Genomic DNA, 1716 nt, shown 5'->3' on the forward strand with positions numbered 1-1716 from the left:
GATGGAGCAAATAGAGAAAACAGCAGCTATTCTTGTCGGTCTGTCCCACGAGGAACGCCTGGACTGGCTGAGAGAACATCAATACAGTCTGCCTATCAGCTTTGAGAGGGAGGTCGGTGGCACCGTCTACGCCGTCAACGCCCATTTCAGCAACGACACCGCCGAACCCGTGGAGAAGAAAGTAATCCGTATCCTCAATCGAAATATCGCACATTAAAGTATTGAAGTTTTGCGCCGGGTGTGGTATGATAATGGCACCTCGCAATTCATATCACATCCGGCTGCGGAAAGGAGCATATTTTGAAGAAAAAGCAGCCAAACGAGCAGCGAATTACTGTGTTATACGCCAGATTGTCCCGCGATGACGAGAAAGAGGGCATCTCGGGCAGCATCCAGAATCAAAGGGCTATTTTAGAGAAGTTCGCCGCAGACAACCACTTGCCAAACCCCCGCTTTATGTTCGACGACGGATACTCGGGGGTTACGTTCGCAAGGCCGGCCTTCATGGAAATCATGGAGTTGGCCGAGCAGGGGCTTGTGGCAAATTTGGTGGTCAAAGACCACTCCCGGCTGGGCCGGAACCGCCTTGTGGTAGGCCAGCTTCTGGAAGAAGATTTTGTCCGGCTGAACGTGCGGTACATCGCCATCATGGACAACATCGACACCGCAAATGGCGTCAGCGACATCGTTCCAATGCAAGATTTGTTCAATGAGTGGCACGCGAAAAATACGAGCGATAAGGTTCGCCGTGTCATGCAGAGCCGTGGCAACGCCGGAATACCGCTCACCACTAATGTCCCTTATGGCTACAAAAAAGACCCGGAGGACAAGACCAAGTGGCTGGTAGACAGGCCAGCGGCAGAGGTAGTACAACGGATTTTCCGAATGAGCGTGTCCGGCCTGGGGCCTACTCAAATCGCCAAGAAACTGCGCTCTGAGGGCGTATTGACCCCCAGCGAGTATCTTCACAGCATTGGCGTAAACTGCCCTGTTAAGCCCCCTGTGTACCCGCATAACTGGTGTTCCTCCACCGTGGCCGCTATTCTGGACAGGCAGGAATACACCGGCGATACGGTGAATTTTCGCTCATTCAGACAATCCTTTAAGTTGAAGAAGCGGCTGGATAAACCCCAGGAGGAATGGAAGATATTCCCCGACACCCACCCCGCCATCATTGACCGGGAAACCTTTGCCCTGGTTCAAAATCTCCGTCAGCACCGCCGCAGACCCACGAGAACGGGCATCGTCAGTATGTTCTCCGGGCTTCTTTACTGTGCCGACTGCGGCAGTAAGCTGGGGTACAGCGCCACCAACAACTACAAGCGGGAGCAGGCGTTTTTCTTCTGCTCTGCTTATCGAGGAAATTCCAACGTTTGCTCGGCCCATTTCATCCGGGAAAAAGTAGTTGAGGAATTGGTGCTGGAAGGTCTGCAAAGACTGTTGTGGTACATCCAGGTCTACGAAAAGCGGTTTGCCCAGGAGCAGATGGAGCATTTTGGTCTGCAAGAGAAGAAAAAACTGACCGCCAAGTGCCGGGAACTGGACAAGGCCAAACAGCGGGTATTGGAGATTGACCAGCTTATTCAGAAAAGCTATGAAGACATGACCAAGGGCCTGCTGTCCGAGGAACGTTTTGCCACGCTGACGGTATCGCTGGAAAATGAACAGCGGCAGTTGAAAGTGGATATTCCAGCATTGGAGGACAGCTTGAACGCC

General features: G+C 52.7%; 2 protein-coding genes. Both read left to right on the forward strand.

Features of this window, described 5'->3' with window-relative positions; all coding sequences use genetic code 11:
- Positions 1-217, forward strand: a 217-nt coding sequence (locus D1646_RS06285; RefSeq protein WP_201754574.1) for a transposon-encoded TnpW family protein, incomplete at its 5' end; no start/stop codon positions are given.
- A gap of 83 nt (positions 218-300) precedes the next feature.
- Positions 301-1716 (forward strand): recombinase family protein (locus D1646_RS06290; protein ID WP_160635645.1); only part of this gene is annotated, 1416 nt, incomplete at its 3' end.

It is taken from the genome of Pseudoflavonifractor sp. 60 (assembly GCF_009911645.1).
GTDB lineage: Bacteria > Bacillota > Clostridia > Oscillospirales > Oscillospiraceae > Lawsonibacter.